The sequence below is a fragment of the Streptomyces olivochromogenes genome, assembly GCF_001514115.1.
GTDB lineage: Bacteria > Actinomycetota > Actinomycetes > Streptomycetales > Streptomycetaceae > Streptomyces > Streptomyces olivochromogenes.
Genome location: NZ_KQ948452.1, coordinates 246893 through 264438, shown reverse-complemented (window position 1 = coordinate 264438; position 17546 = coordinate 246893). Strand labels below are relative to the sequence as shown.

Genomic DNA, 17546 nt, shown 5'->3' with positions numbered 1-17546 from the left:
CGGATTCGTTCGGCTGCGGGCCGGTGGGGGCTGGTCGCGCAGTTCCCCGCGCCCCTGAAGACCTTCAGCCCGTCCGGCGTTTGAGGACGAGGCCGTTCAGGCCGATGGGGGGTCTGGGGGCGGAGCCCCCGGGTATGGATGGGACGGGTAGGGGCGGCGGGGGCGAGGAAAAGACGTGCCCCGGGGTGCACCTGGCACCACCCCCGTCCTGGTGCTCGGCCCCGTGACCCCGCGGGACGGGTCGGTGAGACTGGCGGTATGGAGATGTGGAGCGGCAGGGGCATACGGACGCGCGGACCGGAGGTACTGGTCGCCGGGGGACGAGGGCTGGTGCTGGCCGTCGGGGGGTTCACCGGAGCGGTTGTTCTCTTCGTGCTGTCCGTCGTGTCGATCCTGCTCGTCCCGGCGGGGGTGGGGATCGTCACGACCCCTTGGGTCCTGACCGGCGTACGGGCCTTCGCGGACCGGCGGCGGATCATCGCCGCCGAGTGGTGCGGGATACGGATTCCGTCCACGTACCGGAGCCTGCCCGCGGACACGACCCCGTGGACGCGCTGCTTCCGCATGCTCGGGGACCCGGCGACCTGGCGCGACCTCGGCTGGCTGGTGGTCGACATGACCGCCGGATTCGTGACCGCGCTGCTGCCCGCCGCCCTCCTCTTCTACCCCCTGGAGGGCTTCGCGCTGGCGGCCGGCCTGTGGCGGGTCTTCACGGACGGCACGCACGTGGGCTGGTGGTACGGCTTCGTGCCGGTGTCGGGGCAGGGCTCCGCCCTCCTCGCGGGGGCACTGGGCGCGGCGCTCCTCGTCGCCTCCTACGTCCTCTCCCCCGCCCTCCTGCGGGTCCATTTCCTCCTCACCCGCTCCGTCCTCGCCTCCGGCGACGGCGAACTCGCCGAACGGGTCCGCGTCCTCACCGAGTCCCGGCGTACCGCCGTGGACACGTCGGCGGCCGAACTCCGCCGCATCGAGAGGGACTTGCACGACGGGGCGCAGGCGCGACTGGTCGCCATGGGGATGGACCTGGGGACCGTCGAGGTCCTCATCGAGAAGGACCCGGCCAAGGCCCGACAACTGCTCGCCCAGGCCCGCCGGTCCTCCGCCGAGGCGCTCACCGAGCTGCGCGACCTCGTACGGGGTATTCATCCCCCCGTGCTCGCGGAGCGTGGACTCGGCGACGCGGTAAGGGCGTTGGTGCTTCGGCTGCCTCTCGTGAGCGAGGTGGACGTCGACATGGACGGCCGCGCCGACGCGCCCGTCGAGTCCGCCGCGTACTTCGCCGTCAGCGAGGTACTGACCAACGCGGTCAAACACTCCGGTGCCGAGCGCCTCTGGGTCGACCTCCAGCACAGGGACGGAATGCTCCGCGTCACCGTCACCGACGACGGGGAGGGCGGCGCCCGGGTCGGCGCCGGCTCGGGGCTCACCGGCGTCGAGCGGCGGCTCGGTACATTCGACGGCGTCCTGGCCGTCAGCAGCCCCGCGGGCGGTCCCACCATGGTGACCATGGAGATCCCTTGCGCGTTGTCCTAGCCGAAGACCTGTTCCTGCTGCGCGACGGACTGGTCCGGATGCTCGAGGCGTACGACTTCGAGATCGCCGCCGCCGTCGAGAGCGGGCCCGAACTCACCCGGGCGCTGGCCGAGTTGGCGCCGGACGTCGCCGTGGTCGACGTACGGCTGCCGCCCTCGCACACGGACGAGGGGCTGCAGTGCGCGCTCCAGGCCCGTCGGGAGCGCCCGGGGCTGCCGGTGCTCGTGCTCTCCCAGCACGTGGAGCAGCTGTACGCACGAGAGTTGCTCGCGGACGGCACGGGCGGGGTCGGTTATCTGCTCAAGGACCGGGTGTTCGACGCGGAGCAGTTCATCGACGCCGTACGGCGGGTCGCCGCGGGTGGGACCGCGATGGATCCGCAGGTGATCCAGCAGTTGCTGGCGCGGCGTTCCCACACCGCGCAGCCCCTCGGGCGGCTGACGCCCCGCGAGCTGGAGGTGCTCGAACTGATGGCACAGGGACGCTCGAACGCGGCGATCGCGGCCCAACTCGTGGTCACAGAACGGGCGATCGCCAAACACACCTCCAACATCTTCACCAAACTGGGGCTGGAGGTCTCCGACGATGACAACCGCCGCGTACTCGCCGTACTGGCGTATTTGGATCACGGAAGCCACTGACGAAGAGGGACCCGCCGACGCCGTTGAATATCATTCAAACCTGTTTCCCGAGATCAACTCCTCGAAAAACATGCGCTTCTGAGCCCATTGTGCCGGAAATGACCTCACGAACTTCTAAGATTTTCGAGGGTTTCTGAACGCCTCAGGAGTCACCTGCGTACTGATGGACGCCGCTTCACTCCTGTCGGGCGCCTCGATGCCCCGCAAGGAAGTCAGAGGAGTTCCATGGGACGCAACACTCGCAAACGACGTTCGCCGCTGGCAGTTCGCGCGGTTGCCGCATCCGCGGCGCTCGCGATCGGTGGGGGCGGATTGATCTGGGCGAATTTCTACGCTTCGGCGCACGAGTCCAACTCGAGCCCGAACACCACCAAGGCTGCCGCCGCTCAGGTCGCCACCATCTCCTGCCCCGATGTCGGGCAGAAACTGACCAGTGTGCCCGCCAACGCCAAGTCGAACGTCGACTCGGAGCTGGCCACGCTCGACAAGCAGATCACCGAGGCTTACGCCCGGCTGGCCTCGTCGCGTCAGGCTCAGGCCAATGACGCGGGCTTCGTCCAGAACGCGATCCTGTCGCCGCTCAAGGACAAGCGCTCCGCGGTCATCGGCCGAATCAAGATCGACTTCACTCGGGTGGGCGCCGCCGCGCCGACCATGCTGGACGGTCTCGCCGCCTGCACCGGCACCACCGCCAACCAGGCCCAGACCACCGCCGGTGGCCAGAACAACGGCCAGCAGAACAACGGGGGTCAGAACAACAACGGCCAGAACAACGGTGGCCAGAACAACGGTCAGCAGAACGGCGGCCAGCAGAACAACGGCGGCGCCGCGGCCAGCCCGGCTCCGAGCGCGAGCGCGCCGGCCAACATCGGCGGCCAGGCCGGAAACGGTCCCGTCGCCGCCGACTTCGTCGACATCACCAAGGTCGCGCCGAACGTCCAGGGCAAGCCGCAGAAGGGCGCCAACGCCTCTCGGGGTACGTTCACCACCCAGTGCGGTGTGAACGCGAACAAGAACTTCAACACCGACAACGTGATCGTGGCGCCCGGCGTGACCAACGGCGCGCACCACCTGCACGACTACGTCGGCAACCAGAAGGTCAACGCGTTCTCCAGCAACCAGACGTTCCTGCAGGGCGGGACCAGCTGCCAGAACAAGAGCGACCTGTCGTCGTACTACTGGCCCGTGGTCCGTATCCAGAACGGCACGCAGGACTTCGACCAGAACAAGGACGGCGGCGGCAAGGAAGGCAACGTCGGCAAGATCCTGACCCCCGTCTCGGCCCAGATCAAGTACGTCGGCAGCCCGGCCAGCAAGGTCGTCGCGATGCCGCAGTTCCTGCGCATCATCACCGGTGACGCCAAGACCACGACCAACGGTCTGGCGAACGCCAACGCGCACTGGAGCTGCACCGGGTTCGAGAACAAGGTCCAGCTGACGTCGCAGTACCCGATCTGCCCGCAGGGCAGCAAGGTGGTGCGCACGTTCGCCTTCCAGAGCTGCTGGGACGGCCAGAACATCGACAGCGCCAACCACCGTACGCACGTGGCCTTCCCCGACCCCGCGAGCGGTGTCTGCGGCAACGGCTTCAAGGCGATCCCGCAGCTGACGATGCGCCTGACGTACAACATCGCGCCGCCGACCATCCAGAACGGCGTGGTGAAGAACGCGTACGCGGTGGACGGCTTCCCGGAGCAGCTCCACAAGGCGGCCACCGACCACGACGACTTCATCAGCGTCACCACCAACAACCTGGCGAACAAGATCGCCAACTGCATCAACGGTGGCAGGCAGTGCAGGTAGCAGCCCCTTCACCGAAGGCAGTAGTCGCTTCGTCGAAGAGCTAGCAAGGCACTGAGAAGGCCGGTGGCGGGAGATCCCGCCACCGGCCTTCTGTGCGTGTGCCGTGCGTGCGGCTCAGCCGCTGTGGGAGGAATGCTGGCTGTGGTCGGTCCCGACCTCCATGTCACCGCCGAGCGTGCCGCGCAGCGCCGTGACCACCTTCTGGTCGGCGACGGCGACCCACTTGGCGCCGACGAGGTAGAACCCGCCGTAGTCCTTCGCGTCGTTGATCCACTCGCGCTGGCCGCGGTCGGTGGCGAAGGTCGCGAGGACGAACTTGCCGTCGGTGTTCTTGCAGATCGCCTGGCGGATCTCGTCGGCGTCCGTCTGTATGTCCGGCTTGCACTTCACCTCGGCCGCCAGATCCTCCAGACTGCCGGTCGCGGTGGCCGGGACCTGGCCGGCCGAGTCGCTCTTGGCTCCTCCCCCGCCCGACCCGCCGCAGCCGGTCAGCGCCAGCAGGGCAGCGGCCGCGACGACCGCAAGGCCGTGCCCGCTCAGCTTTTCGCGTGTCAACCTCATACGTTCCTCCGGTGCCTGTCGGCGCCCACGCCGTCGAGAGCCCCGGCGAGGGCCCTGGTCTTCGATACGGCTGCGGCGCGCCAAGTGCTCAATCTCCCCCGTTACGGACGGAAAGGCATCCGGTGGGAATGCCGATGCCGCAACGGGCACGTGTGTGCGAAGGTGTGGCCGTGACCGAAGACTGGGAAGAGCGTACGGCGGCGGCCTGGGCCACGTTCGACGACTATGCGGAAGCGGACGCGGCGGACTTCCGGGCGGTGATCGACGCGCTGGTCGCCGAACTGCCCGCGGACAGCCCCGTCGGCCCCTTCGAGCGGGCCTGCGCCTGGGACTCCACCGGCCACTCGGACCAGGCCGTACCGCTGTACCGGGAGGCCCTCGCCCGCGGCCTCGGCGGCTACCGCGGCCGCCGCACCAAGATCCAACTCTCCAGCTCGCTGCGGAACATCGGGCAGGCCGAGGAGGGCGTCAAGCTCCTCACCCCCGAACTCGACGCGCCCTCCGACGAGTTGGACGATGCCGTACGCGCCACTCTCGCGCTCTGTCTCGCCGACCTGGGCCGCGAACGCGAGGGCCTCTCGCTGGTGATCGCCGCCCTCGCGCCCCATCTGCCGCGCTACCAGCGGTCGATGGCGAACTACGCGCGGCTGCTCGTACACCCCGGGGAGTAACTCTCCGGAGCCAGGTGACCATCCACCGATTCGCTCGTTTTGCTGAACGTGCAGTCACAGGATGTAGCCCAGCGCTCCGCAGCCTCCCCAGGACCGGTCGTCGACGTCGAGCAGGCCGAGGCCGCTCTCGTCGAGCACTACCCGCGGCTCGTCCGGCTCGCCTATCTGGTGCTGCCGCCGAGCCTCGGCCGCAACCGACGGGTGCTGACCGCGCACGCCCTCACCCAGCGCGCCCTGCCCCGGGGACGCACGACTGCCACCCTGATCCCGGCCCAGGCCACCGGCCGCGACGGCGACCCCGGCTACGCCCTCGTGCGCCTCAAGGTCGTGCGTACGGCGCTGGAGGCCGGTGTGCCGCTGCGGCGCGCGGCCTGGCCCAAGCGGTCCCAGCTGCCGCCGTTGCTGCCCCAGGTGTGGGGCCTGAGGCTCTTCCCGCGCTCGGGCGGCGCCGACGAACTCGCCCTGGACCAGCGGCTGTCGGCCCTGTCCAGTCCCGCCCGCGCGGCGTACGTCCTGCGCGGCCTGGAGAAGCTGCCCGACCCCGACGTGCGCAAGGTGCTGACGGCGGCGGGCGTCGACGACCCGGGCGCGGCGCTCAAGGAGGCGGGCGGGGTCGAGGCCAGGGACGTCCTGCTCCTGTCCCCCGAGTTCGACCCCTGTTCGCTGCACGCCCGGCCCACCGACCTGATGCGGCGCAGACAGCACATGAAGGCCGCGCTCGCCGCCGGCGTCGCGGCGGCCGTCTGCGGCGCGCTGCTCGCCCTGCCCAGCGGCGGCTGGGGACCCGACGGCGCCGCCGCCCCGTCGTACGCGCAGAACCCGGCCGCCGAGGCCGCCCTCGACCCCGGGAAGGTGACGCGGGTCGCCCCGACGGCGTGGCGGTCGTCCGCGCGCACCGACTTCTCCGTGTGGCCCGCGCGCGGCAACCTCGCCGGGGACACCGCGCTGCTGCGCCGCGCGCTCGCCGTCTGGGCCCGGCCCGGCGAGTCCGTACAGGTCTCGGCGACGCCCGGCACCCCCTCGGGTGCCCCGGCCGGACCGCCGCAGCTGCTGTACGCCGGTGACGTGGACCAGGCGCGCGTGGTGCTCTTCTACGACGGACTGCGCATCGCCCGGTACGCCGAGCCGCGCTCCGGCACGGGCGGCGCGGCCCTCGACTTCGCCCGGGTCGACGGCGCGACCGGGGCCGAGGCGGAGGCGCTGGTCCTGGACCGGGCCGACGGCAACGTCCGCTATCTGACCGCCCCCTGGGTGACCGGGGCCGCCGAGCGCGACCTGATGAAGCCGACCGCGGGCCCGACGCCCCTCACCCTCTCGGCCGCGGGTGTCAGCACACCGCTGGCCGGCTCTGCCCCGACCGGCACCTGCACCGCGTGGAACGTCATGCAGGTGACCGACGCCTCGGGCCCCCACCTGCTGACCGATCTCGGCGAGCTGATCCCGGCCCATCTCACCTCGGGGCCGCCCGCGGCACCCCACGAGGCCGCGGGCCCCGCGGCGCTGCGGAACTGGGCGCCGTTCGCCTGCTCCCTGGCCGCCGTGCGCTCCCAGGGCGTGCGGTCCGTGAACGCCTGGCAGTACGCGCAGCAGCCGCTGCCGGACGCGAGCGGGCAGGCCGCCTGGGTCTGCACCCGGGCCGACACCTGGCGGGGCGACGGCACCCGTGTCCTGGCCCAGTTCCACACCCCGGACGGGGCGTACGGCGCCGTCGCGGCGAAGGCCGAGAACTCGCCCGCGTGCGGCAGCCGTGACCCCCATGTGCTGGCGGGCGTGCTGTGGAAGTCGGGCACGGGCGACTGGTACCTCCTCGCGGCGGGCAGCAAGGACACCGCCTCGATCAGCACGACGGGCGGGGTGAGCGGGTCGGCCCGGGGCGCGCTGCTCGCCGTACGGACGAAGCAGGGGGACCAGGCCGGACTGAAGGGCACGCTGACGGACGGGCGGGCGGTCAGCGGACTGCGCTAGGCCCCCTCCCCGGACTGGCCATGGTCGGCCTTCGCGTCAACAAGTGGGCGCACGGGGGTTCTCCCGGCACCTACCCGTCAGTACATTGACGGCATGTCTAACAAGCATGCCGCCCGGCTGCCCCGGCCGGTCGAGTCCGAGCGGATACCTCTCAAGGCGCGGAAGGTGTCGTTCTCCTGGGAGGACACGCCGCTGCACTGGGTACCGGGGGAGCCGTTCGCCACGCACACCATGAACGTGCTGCACCTGCTGCTGCCGGCCGGTGAGCGCTGGTTCGTGCACGTGTACAAGCAGGTACTGCCCTACATCCGGGACGAGCGGCTGCGCGCGGACGTCATCGGGTTCATCGGGCAGGAGGCGATGCACTCACAGGCCCACGACGAGGTACTCCCCCACCTCAGGGAACTCGGGCTCGACCCGACGCCGTACACCGCCCAGGTCGACTGGTTCTTCGAGAAGCTGCTCGGCGACCGCACCCTGCCGCCGGGCAGGGCCCGCAGGTGGTGGCTGATGGAGCGCGTCGCGATCATCGCGGCGATCGAGCACTACACCGCCTTCCTCGGCGACTGGATCCTGAACGCCGAGGAGTTGGACCGGCGCGGCGCCGACCCCACCATGCTGGACCTGATGCGCTGGCACGGCGCGGAGGAGGTCGAGCACCGGTCCGTGGCCTTCGAACTCTTCCTCCACGTCGACGGGAGCTACCGGCGCCGCGCCCGGACCTGGGCCACGGCCTTCACCGCCCTGGTCTTCCTGTGGCAGCGCGGGGCGCGGTTCTTCATGGAGAACGACCCGACCCTCACGGCGGGCCGGGCGAGCTTCAAGGACTTCTACCTGAGCGGGAAGCGAGGTGTGCTGCCGTCGACCGGCGACATGCTCAAGTCCATTCCCCGCTATCTCAGCCGCACCTACCACCCCTCCCAGGAGGGGTCGACCGAGCAGGCGGTCGCCTATCTCGCCTCGTCACCGGCAGCGACGGCTGCCGAGAGGAGAGCCGGATGACGCCCCGGCTGCGGACCGTCGTCGCCGTCGCCGGTGCGGCCGTGCTCGTCCGGCGGGCGCTGCGCCGCCGGATCGAGGTCTCGCCGCTGTGGCCGCTGCCCGCCCTGGAGGAGCCGATCTCCGGCCGGCCGCGCTCCCGGGCGCTGCGGCTGCCGGTCACCCGGCACGAGCGGGTCGCCGACGGGGTCGTACAACTGCGCCTGGAGGGGCACGACCTGCCGCGCTGGGAGCCCGGCGCCCACCTCGACCTCGTGCTGCCCTCGGGGCTCGTACGGCAGTACTCGCTGTGCGGGGACCCGGAGGACACCTCGTCGTACACCGTCGCGACCCGGCTGGTCGAGGACGGGCGGGGTGGGTCGCGCGAGGTCCACGAACAGCTCCGGGTGGGCATGGAGGTCGAGGTGCGGGGGCCGCGCAACCGGTTCCCCCTCGCGCCGGCGCCCGCGTACGTCTTCGTCGCGGGCGGCATCGGGATCACACCGATCCTGCCGATGCTGCGGGCGGTCCAGGACCGCGCGGAGTGGCGGCTGCTGTACGGCGGCCGGACGCGCGCGTCGATGCCGTTCCTGGAGGAGATCGGGAAGCTGCGCGGCGGCCGGGTCACCGTCGTGGCCGAGGACGAGGACGGACGGCCCGATCTCGACGCGCTGTTCGCGGACGTGCCGGCGGGCGCGGCCGTCCACTGCTGTGGCCCCGAGGGGCTGATGGAGGCGGTCGGACGCCGACTGCCCGACGGTGCGGCGCTGCACCTGGAGCGGTTCACGCCGAGCACCTCCGCCGAGGGCAACGGTACCTTCGAGGTCGAGCTGCGCCGCAGCGGACGTACGGTGAGCGTGGCCGCCGACACCACCGTGCTCGCCGCCGTACGCGCCGAACTGCCCGACACCGCCTACTCCTGCGAGCAGGGATTCTGCGGGACCTGCCAACAGCGGGTGCTGGAGGGGGAGATCGAGCACCGCGACGAACTGCTCACCGATACGGAGCGTGGTGACTCGATGCTGATCTGTGTTTCGCGGGCGCTCGGTGATCGCATCGTGTTGGACATGTGAACGACCATGGCCGGACCGGCCCGTTCGGGGCCGGATCCGATCGGTAAGGTGTTCGTATGACAACCGGGGTACGCCGCAGGATGGGTGTCGAGGAGCGGCGACAGCAGTTGATCGGCGTCGCCCTCGACCTCTTCAGCCGACGCTCACCCGACGAGGTCTCCATCGACGAGATAGCCTCGGCCGCGGGTATCTCACGGCCGTTGGTCTACCACTACTTCCCCGGCAAACTCAGCCTGTACGAGGCGGCGTTGCAGCGCGCCTCGGACGATCTCGCGAGCCGCTTCGTGGAGCCGCAGGAGGGCCCGCTGGGCTCGCGGCTGCTGCGGGTCATGCGCCGCTTCTTCGACTTCGTGGACGACCACGGGCCCGGTTTCTCGGCGTTGATGCGCGGCGGTCCCGCGGTCGGCTCCTCGAAGACCAACGCGCTCGTCGACGCGGTGCGGCAGGCCGCCTATGTCCAGATCCTGTCGCATCTGAAGGTCGAGGATCCGCCCGCCCGCCTGGAGCTGGTGATCCGCTCCTGGATCTCGCTCGTCGAGTCGACGGCGCTGATCTGGCTGGACGGGCGGCGGATTCCGCGCGGCGAGCTGGAGGTGCAGCTCGTGCAGGACTTCGCCGCGCTGGCGGCGGTGAGCGCCACGCACGACGAGGAGCTCGGCGCGCTGCTGCGCCGGGCGCTCAAGGGCGACCCGGGCGACGGGCCGTTCACCGACCTCGCCGTCCGGTTGATCTCGCTGGCCTCACCCCCGGCCCCGTAGGCCAGGCGGCCCCTACTCCTCGTACTTCCGGTACGACGGGTCGAGGTCGCGTACCTCGGCGGACGCGTGCACCGTCGAGACCCCGTCGGTGGGCTCGATGTGCTTGCGCAGCAGCTCCAGTACGGCTTCGGTGAGCTTGGCCTTGGTCTCGTCGGTGCGGCCCGGGAGCAGGGCGAGCGTGATGTGCACGATGGCGTGTCCGTCCTCCCCCGCCCCCACCACCTCTTCATCGGTGCATCGGAACCGCGTCTTGCACGCCTCGATGCGCGCGGCCGCCGTCTCGACGACCACCGGGTGCAGCGCGAGCGCGAAGCCGCGCTGGTCGAAGGCGTCGTCGAGCGAGTAGGAGTAGTCGACGGTGATCTGCGGCATGGGCACTCCTGTTCTAGGGTTTCCCGGTCACCCTAGCCGCAGCGCCAGCAGTGCGATGTCGTCCTCGCGGTCCCGGCCGAAGCAGTCGAGCAGGGTGTCGCAGAGGGCGTCCAGGCCGGGCAGGGCGCCGGTGGCGGCGGCGCGGAGGTGCTCCATCGAGACCGCCAGATCGGTGCCCCGGGTCTCGATCAGACCGTCGGTGACCATGAGGAGCCGGTCGGTGGGTTCGAGGAACAGCTCCGTGGGCGGCGGGTGGGGCAGCCCCACACCGAGCAGCGGGCCGGCGGCCTTGGTGTAGTCGGCGCCTCCGTTGTCCCGGATGATCAGCGGCGGGATGTGGCCGGCGTTGGCGATGCGGGTGCGTCCGGTGGCGGGGTCGACCAGGACCAGGCAGACGGTCGTGGTGATGCCGGGGTGGTAGCGCTGCAGCATCCGGTCGAGGCGCTCGGCCAGCACGGCCGGGTCGCTCTCCTCGACACTGTAGGCGCGCAGCGCGTGCCTGATCTCGACCATGACGGTGGCCGCCTCCAGCGAGTGCCCGACGACGTCGCCGACCGCGGTGAGCACGCCCTCGCCGGTGCGCAGGGCCGCGTAGAAGTCGCCGCCGATCTCGGTCTCCGCGGACGCGGGCACATAGCGGACCACGACGTCGACGCCCGGCAGTTCGGGCAGCCGGTGCGGCTGGGGCAGGAAGCTGTGCTGGAGGGTGAGGGCGACGTGCCGTTCGACCTGGTACATGAGCAGCGGTTCGGCGGCGAGCGCGGTGGCCTCGGCGAGCCGGGCCAGCAGGGCCTCGTCCTCGGGACTGACCCGGCGCATCCCGCGGGTGGGCGTGGCGAGGCACACCGAGGCCCGGCCCTCCTGGATGGGGATCAGCGCCAGGCGGGCGTCGTGCTGCACGCCCGGCCGGAAGAACCCGGCCGGCCACAGCGGCGCGGGCACCGTGGTGATCTGGACGCCCGACTGCCCCCGGGTGAGCCGTCGAAGCAGACCGGCCACGGCCCGGTGGGCGCCCTCGTCGGGCATCGCGAGCGAGGTACGGTCCCGTGAGGTGCCGCGGTACAGCTCCTCGTCCGGGCCGAGGACGAAGACGGCGGCGGGCGAGCCGGTGAGCCGCGCGGCGCCGTCGGCGGCGGCATCGGCGAGTTCCTGCGGGGAGCGCGCCGTCTGAATGGCGACGACCGTCTCCGCCAGCCGGGTCAGCCGCCGTGCCAACGCCTGGTCGCCGGCCCTGAGCCGGGCGGCGCGCACCGCGGCCCGGACCACCGCGTCGATCTCCTCGGGCTCGGCGGGCACCGTCAGATACGCCTCGCCGCCCACGTCGAGGCCTCGGCAGCGATCACCCGCGTCCACGGCGGCGGCCGAGAAGTGCACGACGGGCAGGCCGGCCATGTGGGGCCGGGCCTTGAGCCGACGGCACAGTTCGAAGCCGCTCATGTCCGGCAGTTCCACATCGACGAGCGCCACGTCGGGCAGGGTGCCCTTGCGCAGCCGTACGTCGAGTTCGACGAGCGCCTCGGAGCCGCTGGCCACCGGGACGACCTGGTGACCGGCGCGGCGCAGCACGGCGCTCATGGCGTACCGACTGGCCGCCACATCGTCCACGACCAGGACGGTCGTGTCTGTCCGCTTGCCGTTGACGTCCATCTGCCAGCCTTTGGACACGCCGGTGGGGCAGACCGGGTTCGAGGTCTGCCCCACCAAGATAATGCCCTTTCAGGAGGTCCGGGAGAATACCGCCACAGTGCGCCCCGGAACGGCGAACGTGCCCGATTTCGCCTTGTAGGTGGAGGATTTGACGATAGGGTCGGCGCCCGCCGCCTGCACCGGGTGCAGCGCGTACGCCGTCCCGGCCAGGGCGCCGACCGTCTGCTCCTGTGCCTTCGGTGTCGCGTTGAAGACGACGACGAGGTCGCCGAGCTCCATCGTGATCACGCCGGGCGTCTCGTCCTTGCCGGACAGCGGGAAGGAGAGCTTCGACTGCACCTGCCCGGCGGTGGACAGCGAGAACACGCTCTCGGTCGTACGGATCCGCTCCAGGTCCTGGTACGCGGCCGAACTGCCCTCGATCTGCGGGCATCCCACCTTGACGGTGCTCAACAGGGGTGTGGCGTAGGGCCACTTGGACGCGTTGTCGGCCGCCATCGGCAGTCCGCGTCCGAAGCCGTTGCCGTCCCGGCAGTCCCAGTGGATGGCGTTGAACCAGTCACCGCTGTCGAACGAGTTGCGGTCGAGGGACTTGGAGCGCAGCAGGTCGGAGCCCGCCTGGGAGAGCGACGGGCCCTGGGAGAGGGCGGCGGTCGCCATGGCGAGGACCTGCATCCGCGCCCGGTCGTCCGCGCCGGTCGTGGCGGGCAGCTTGTAGGTGAGGGCGTCGTACAGGGACTCGTTGTCGTGCGCGTCGGCGTACGCGAGGGCGTCACCCGGTGCCGCCGCGTATCCGGCGGGCTGGCCGTTGTAGTCGACCTCGGAGCCCTTGACCTCCTTGCCGTCGGTGTCGGTGAAGCGGTAGGTGGCGAGGTTGCCGCTGAGCCCGATCTTGATGAGGTCCTGGTAGTGCAGCAGCCGGGCCTTCTGCTCGGCCGAGGTGCCGTTGGCGGTCGAGGAGTTGGGGTCGGTGTACAGCCCCGAGGCGAAGCCCTGGACACCGGGGTCGGAGTCGAAGGGGCTGCCGCCGCGCACCGCGTCGCGTGCCCGGTCGGAGAAGGTCGCGATGCCGGTCCCGGCCATGTTCTTCTGGGTGGCCTGCACGAAACGGGCGTCGTCGGCGACCTCACCGAAGTTCCAGCCCTCCCCGTACAGGATGATCTTCTTCCCGTCGACCCCGTCCTTCTCCGGGGTCAGCGCGTCGAGGGCCTTGCGGACGGCCAGGATGTTGGCCTTGGGGTGGTGCCCCATGAGGTCGAAGCGGAAGCCGTCGACCTTGTACTCCTTGGCCCAGGTGACGATCGAGTCCACCACCAGCTTGCCCATCATGGCGTTCTCGGTGGCCGTGCCCGCGCAGCAGGTGGAGGTGGCGACGGACCCGTCGGCGAGAAGCCGCTGGTAGTAGCCGGGCACGATCCTGTCGAGCACGGAGGTGTCCGCCTGACCACTGGCGGCCGTGTGGTTGTAGACCACGTCCATGACGACCCGCAGGCCGTCCTCGTTCAGCGACTTGACCATCCGGCGGAACTCGACCGTACGGCCGGTGCCGTCCGGGTCGCTCGCGTACGAGCCCTCCGGGACCGTGTAGTGGTACGGGTCGTAGCCCCAGTTGTAGGCGTCCTTCGCGGCGATCGCGGCGACGCACTCCTGCTGCTTCTGGGAGTCGGCGGGGTAGGAGGCGAGGTCGCAGCCGGTGGTGGCCTGGTCGGACTTCTTCTCGGGAATGGTGGCGATGTCGAAGGCGGGCAGGAGGTGGACATATGAGGTGCCCGACGCGGCGAGGGCCCGCAGGTGCCTGGACCCGTCGCTGTTCTTGTCGGTGAAGGCGAGGTAGGTGCCCTGGTCCTTCGCGGGGACGGTCTTGTCCGCCACCGAGAAGTCCCGGATGTGCAGCTCCTGGATCTGGGCGTCGCGCAGCGGCACGGCCTTGGGCTTCTTCAGGGAGGACCAGCCGCTCGGGGCGAGTGACCTGTCCTTCAGGTCGACGACGAGACTTCGCTCGGAGTCGGCGGTGAGGGCGAGCGAGTACGGGTCGGTGACCTTGTTGGTGACGACCTTGCGGACGGTGGGCGCCCACACCTTCACGACGTACCGGTAGGGCTTGCCGCGCCAGGACTTCGCGCCGGTGACGGACCAGACGCCGGTGGTGTCGTTGCGCTTCATGGCGACCGTGGATCCGTCGAGCTCCAGCGCCACGCTCTGGGCGGTCGGCGCCCACACGGCCAGCGTGGGACGGCCGTCGCGGAACGTCGGACCCAGCTGTGCCTTCGTCGCGTCGTACAGATCGTCCAGTACGCCGGCGATCTGGACGCCGGTCGCCGCGAGCACGGCGCCGTTCGCGGCCCGCCCCGAGGCGACGATCTGACCGTTCAGGGCCTCCTTCACCCGGCTCCGGTCACGCGGGTCGACGGACCAGGCGGTGTAGTCCTTGAGGTACGGGAACGCGGCCTTCTGGGCGTCGCTGAGGGTGGTCTTCGACAGCCGGAGCCAGCGCTCGTCGTCGCTGGTCAGCGTCCCGTCCTTGACGGCGATCGAGCCGTCGTGGGAGTACAGCAACTGGGTGGAGGCCGCGGCCTCGGAGCCGTTCCAGGCGACCGTGTTCCGGTCGATCCAGACCGCCTTGGAGGTGGTCAGGTCGAGTGCGGCCGCGCTGCCCGCGGGCTGCGGCAGCAGGTACTTCTCCTGGCCGTTCACCAGCCACACCTCGTGGCCGTTCGCGGTGAGGTCGAGCGACTGGTCGGTCGGGAGGTCCTTCTCGTCGCCCTTGTGGAGGATGTAACTGAGACTGGTGGCACCCGCGGCGAGCGGCACCTCGAAGACGGCGCCATAGGCGTCGGTCTTCACCGGCTCCAGGGGCTTGGACCAGTCCGTGGGCGTCGCGGCCCCGGTCCAGACGTGCAGTCCCCAGCCGGTGTAGTCGCCGTCGGCACGGTGGTAGTGCACCACGGCCTTGGTCGTGTCCTGCGCCGGGTAGTCGGGCCGCTGGGTCTGTACGGCTTCCTTGCCCTGCTCGACCCAGACCTCGCCCGTCTCGGTGACGTCGATCGTGCGGTCGGTGGCGACGTCCTTGTTGCCGTCCTTGTCGATGACGAGGAAGCCGACACTGGAGGCGCCTGGCTTCAACTTGACGTAGGCGAAGGCCCCGTAGGCGTCCCGGCCGATGAAGTCGTGACCCGCGGGCCAGGTCGTCGACTCGCCGTCGGCCAGATCGCCCCAGGCGTACAGCCGCCAGTCGGTGTAGTCGCCGTCGGTGCGCTTGTAGTGGACGATCGCGTAGTCGCGTGAGGAGGCGGTGGGGACTTCGGGGGCGGGCGGGGCTCCGGTGGTGCTTGTGGCCGTCGCACTCGCGGTCCGCCCGGCCGAGTCGACGACCACGGCCTTGTAGCGCAGGGCGGTTCCGGCGGGTACGTCCTTGCCGATGACCTGGGTGACCTTGTACGGGGCGTGGTCGGCGGAGCCGAGCGTCCGCCACTTCCCGTTGCCGACCTGGGCGGCGAAGACGACACGGTCCAGCTGACCGCCGGTGACGTCGGCGCCGAGCTCGACGGTGCCGGTGGCGCCCGCGTCCGGCGCCTTCAGGGTGAGCGAGGGCTTGGTGGCGGGGGCGCCGAGCGGGCGGGCCGCCTTGAGGACGACGGCGGAACCCGCCGGGACGGTGACGGTGACGTTCTTGTCGGCGTCGCTCGTCAGCCGGGACGAGGTCCCGTAGATCCCCTGGAAGGTCATGCCGGCGGAGCCGGTCGCGAAGGTCGCCGTCTTCGCCTCGCCCGCGTTGTTGAGGGCGACGAGGTACTCGGTCCTGTTGCCGCCCGTACGGGAGAAGGCGTAGATGCCCGCCCCGTCGGCCGCGTACCGCTCGGTCTGCACCCCGTCCGCGAGGGCCGGGTTGTCCTTGCGGAGCTTCGAGAGAGCGGCGATCTCCTTGTAGAGCGGTGCACTCGTGTCGTAGGCGTCACTCGCGTGCGTGCGGTCGGTGCCGAGCTCGTCGTCGTCGAGGTAGTCGGCGACCTTGGAGGCGAACATCGTCTGGCGGGCGTCCTTGTCGCCGCCCGCGCCGGTGAAGCCCTGCTCGTCGCCGTAGTAGACGACCGGGTTGCCGCGACTGAGGAACATCAGTTCGTTGGCGAGCTCGTCCTTCTTCACCAGCTCGGCGTCGGTGGCCTTCGGGTTGTCCTGGTTCAGGAAGTACCCGATGCGGCCCATGTCGTGGTTGCCGAGGAAGGTGACCTGCTCGTACGCGTTGGCCTTGTCGGTCGTGTACTTGTAGTCGTCACCGAAGACCGAGGCGAGCTTCTTGGCACTGCCGCCCTGGGAGGCGTACGAGCGTGCCGCGTCCTGGAAGGGGAAGTCGAGGGTGGCGTCGAGCCGGCCCTGGGTCACGTACGGGGAGGTGATCGACGTGTCGGCGGAGTAGACCTCGCCGAACATGAAGAAGTTCTTCCGGCCCCGCTCCGCCGCGTACGTGTCGAGCGCGGTGGCCCACTGCGTCCAGAACTCCATGTCCACGTGCTTCACGGTGTCGATCCGGAAGCCGTCGACGCCGAAGTCCCTGACCCACTTCTCGTAGATCTTCTCCATGCCGCTGACGACCTCGGGACGCTCGGTCCACAGGTCGTCGAGGCCGGAGAAGTCGCCGTAGGTGGTGGACTCGCCGGCATAGGTGGAGTCGCCGCGGTTGTGGTACATCGTCGGGTCGTTGAGCCAGGACGGCACCTTGGCGGTCTTCTTGGCGGCGGGCACGACGGGCGTACGGGGGAAGGACCCGGCGCCCACGGACGGGAACCGGGCGCCTCCCGCCGCGTAGTCGGCGTCGTCGAAGGGCTTCCCGTCCTTGGTCAGATACGGGAAGGCCCCCTTGGAGAGGTAGTCGTAGGACTTCTGCTCATAGTCGACGACGTCGGCGGTGTGGTTGGTGATGACGTCGAAGAAGACCTTCATGCCCTTGGCGTGCGCCTTGGAGATGAGGGTCGCGAGGTCCTTGTTGGTGCCGAAGTGCGGGTCGACCTGGGTGAAGTCCGTGATCCAGTAACCGTGATATCCGGCCGAGGCGTTGCTGCCCTCGCCCTGCACGGGCTGGTTCTTGAAGATCGGCGCCATCCAGATGGCGGTGGTGCCGAGCTTCTTGATGTAGTCGAGCTTGCCGGTCAGCCCCTTCAGGTCGCCGCCCTGGTAGAAGCCCTTGTCGGTGGGGTCGTACCCGGTGCTGAGGCGCGAACCGGTCAGCCCGCCCCGGTCGTTGGACGTGTCCCCATTGGCGAAACGATCCGGCATCACGAAGTAGAACTGCTCGCGCGTGTCGTCGTGCCGGGCAGGTTCGGCGGCGAGCTTCGCGTCCGAGGGCGGCGCGGGCGGGGTCTGCGCCCGCGCCGCGATCGGCTGGAGGAACGCTGCCGCGAGGGTGGCCACGGCGACGGCCGCGATCCGTCTGCGCGGTGCGGTACGGCGCGCCCAGGGCGCCGGCCATCTCGGTATCAGGGCCACAGGCGTGAACTCCTAGTGAATACGGCTCAAAACGGCTCGTTTGGGACCGGCTTGACCGAGACA

At 70.4% G+C, this 17546-nt stretch carries 12 protein-coding genes; 8 read left to right on the top strand and 4 right to left on the bottom strand.

Features of this window, described 5'->3' with window-relative positions; genetic code table 11:
* Positions 1-264: 264 nt before the first annotated feature.
* The 3 genes from AQJ27_RS07120 (at position 265) to AQJ27_RS07110 (ending at position 3977) form a co-directional block, all read left to right on the top strand.
* Positions 265-1533 (top strand): sensor histidine kinase, encoded by a 1269-nt coding sequence (locus tag AQJ27_RS07120; RefSeq protein WP_425275194.1) that lies wholly within the window; start codon positions 265-267, stop codon positions 1531-1533.
* On the top strand, positions 1518-2174 hold the full coding sequence (locus tag AQJ27_RS07115; protein ID WP_060895223.1) for a LuxR C-terminal-related transcriptional regulator: 657 nt from the start codon (positions 1518-1520) through the stop codon (positions 2172-2174). The genes AQJ27_RS07120 and AQJ27_RS07115 overlap by 16 nt, the downstream gene beginning before the upstream one ends.
* A 225-nt stretch (positions 2175-2399) precedes the next feature.
* On the top strand, positions 2400-3977 hold the full coding sequence (locus AQJ27_RS07110; protein ID WP_067363418.1) for a DUF1996 domain-containing protein: 1578 nt from the start codon (positions 2400-2402) through the stop codon (positions 3975-3977).
* A 114-nt stretch (positions 3978-4091) separates the two neighbouring features.
* On the opposite strand, the gene AQJ27_RS07105 is transcribed toward AQJ27_RS07110, so the two are convergent.
* The gene (locus AQJ27_RS07105; RefSeq protein WP_079064846.1) at positions 4092-4538 is read right to left on the bottom strand and encodes a hypothetical protein; all 447 of its coding nucleotides are present in this window, start codon (positions 4536-4538) and stop codon (positions 4092-4094) included.
* 134 nt (positions 4539-4672) lie between these two features.
* Here AQJ27_RS07105 and AQJ27_RS07100 point away from each other — a divergent pair, with 134 nt between their 5' ends.
* From AQJ27_RS07100 to AQJ27_RS07080, 5 genes are all read left to right on the top strand, one after another.
* Entirely contained in the window at positions 4673-5209 is a 537-nt protein-coding gene (locus AQJ27_RS07100; RefSeq protein WP_201264289.1) for a tetratricopeptide repeat protein, read from the top strand.
* Between the two features lie 48 nt (positions 5210-5257).
* A complete protein-coding gene (locus AQJ27_RS07095; protein ID WP_067364737.1) occupies positions 5258-7174 on the top strand; it encodes a hypothetical protein in 1917 nt (638 codons plus the stop codon).
* Between the two features lie 93 nt (positions 7175-7267).
* On the top strand, positions 7268-8176 hold the full coding sequence (locus AQJ27_RS07090) for a metal-dependent hydrolase (protein WP_060900739.1): 909 nt from the start codon (positions 7268-7270) through the stop codon (positions 8174-8176).
* A complete protein-coding gene (locus tag AQJ27_RS07085) occupies positions 8173-9225 on the top strand; it encodes a PDR/VanB family oxidoreductase (protein ID WP_067363415.1) in 1053 nt (350 codons plus the stop codon). Before AQJ27_RS07090 ends, AQJ27_RS07085 begins: the two co-directional genes overlap by 4 nt.
* Before the next feature lie 56 nt (positions 9226-9281).
* The gene (locus AQJ27_RS07080) at positions 9282-9983 is read left to right on the top strand and encodes a TetR/AcrR family transcriptional regulator (RefSeq protein WP_079064845.1); all 702 of its coding nucleotides are present in this window, start codon (positions 9282-9284) and stop codon (positions 9981-9983) included.
* Between the two features lie 12 nt (positions 9984-9995).
* Here the strand turns inward: AQJ27_RS07080 and AQJ27_RS07075 are convergent, their stop codons facing one another.
* The 3 genes from AQJ27_RS07075 to pulA form a co-directional block, all read right to left on the bottom strand.
* Positions 9996-10355 carry a 5-carboxymethyl-2-hydroxymuconate Delta-isomerase gene (locus AQJ27_RS07075; protein WP_067363410.1) on the bottom strand — a complete coding sequence of 120 codons (360 nt, stop codon included), beginning with the start codon at positions 10353-10355 and terminating at the stop codon, positions 9996-9998.
* A 27-nt stretch (positions 10356-10382) separates the two neighbouring features.
* Positions 10383-12002, bottom strand: coding sequence for a fused response regulator/phosphatase (locus AQJ27_RS07070; protein WP_067364734.1), 1620 nt, complete (start codon positions 12000-12002; stop codon positions 10383-10385).
* Between the two features lie 69 nt (positions 12003-12071).
* The gene (gene pulA, locus AQJ27_RS07065; protein ID WP_067364731.1) at positions 12072-17477 is read right to left on the bottom strand and encodes a pullulanase-type alpha-1,6-glucosidase; all 5406 of its coding nucleotides are present in this window, start codon (positions 17475-17477) and stop codon (positions 12072-12074) included.
* Positions 17478-17546 lie beyond the last annotated feature (69 nt).

What these genes read in the sequence shown, in the direction of transcription:
- AQJ27_RS07080 (WP_079064845.1), top strand. Translation starts at nt 9,282, where the DNA reads ATGACAACCGGGGTACGCCGCAGGATGGGTGTCGAGGAGCGGCGACAG.
- AQJ27_RS07075 (WP_067363410.1), bottom strand. Translation starts at nt 10,355, where the DNA reads ATGCCGCAGATCACCGTCGACTACTCCTACTCGCTCGACGACGCCTTC.
- AQJ27_RS07070 (WP_067364734.1), bottom strand. Translation starts at nt 12,002, where the DNA reads ATGGACGTCAACGGCAAGCGGACAGACACGACCGTCCTGGTCGTGGAC.
- AQJ27_RS07120 (WP_425275194.1), top strand. Translation starts at nt 265, where the DNA reads ATGTGGAGCGGCAGGGGCATACGGACGCGCGGACCGGAGGTACTGGTC.
- AQJ27_RS07100 (WP_201264289.1), top strand. Translation starts at nt 4,673, where the DNA reads ATGCCGCAACGGGCACGTGTGTGCGAAGGTGTGGCCGTGACCGAAGAC.
- AQJ27_RS07105 (WP_079064846.1), bottom strand. Translation starts at nt 4,538, where the DNA reads ATGAGGTTGACACGCGAAAAGCTGAGCGGGCACGGCCTTGCGGTCGTC.
- AQJ27_RS07110 (WP_067363418.1), top strand. Translation starts at nt 2,400, where the DNA reads ATGGGACGCAACACTCGCAAACGACGTTCGCCGCTGGCAGTTCGCGCG.
- AQJ27_RS07090 (WP_060900739.1), top strand. Translation starts at nt 7,268, where the DNA reads ATGTCTAACAAGCATGCCGCCCGGCTGCCCCGGCCGGTCGAGTCCGAG.
- AQJ27_RS07085 (WP_067363415.1), top strand. Translation starts at nt 8,173, where the DNA reads ATGACGCCCCGGCTGCGGACCGTCGTCGCCGTCGCCGGTGCGGCCGTG.